The organism is Rhodococcus sp. T2V (genome assembly GCF_029269925.1).
Taxonomy (GTDB): Bacteria; Actinomycetota; Actinomycetes; order Mycobacteriales; family Mycobacteriaceae; genus Rhodococcus_F; species Rhodococcus_F koreensis.
The window spans coordinates 1-333 of record NZ_JARJBD010000451.1 but is presented as its reverse complement, the minus strand read 5'-3'; the positions used below and the strand labels follow the sequence as shown (position 1 = coordinate 333).

The following is a 333-nucleotide window of genomic DNA, read 5'->3' as shown; positions in this document are numbered from 1 at the left end:
TCGGCCACGACCAAATCGGACTCGACGACGACTTCTTCACCCTCGGCGGCAACTCATTGCTCGCGACGCAAGCGTTGTCGCGGCTGAGTACGGCGATGGATGTGCGGGTGCCGATGCGAGTGCTGTTCGAGGCGTCGTCGGTGCAGGCACTGTCGAAGTGGCTCGCCTCCCCAACGACGACCGACGCACGCACACCGCTGCTGCCGCGGCCCCGACCTGAACGCATCCCGCTATCGTATGCACAGCAACGGATCTGGTTCCTCAACCGGTTCGACCCACACTCACCGGTCTACAACATCCCATTCGCCCTGCGCCTGTCGGGAACCATGGACA

1 protein-coding gene is annotated in these 333 nt (G+C 63.7%); it reads left to right on the top strand.

Annotated features, from left to right (window positions below; genetic code table 11):
- Positions 1-333 (top strand): phosphopantetheine-binding protein (locus P3H15_RS54795; protein ID WP_276144926.1); only part of this gene is annotated, 333 nt, incomplete at both ends.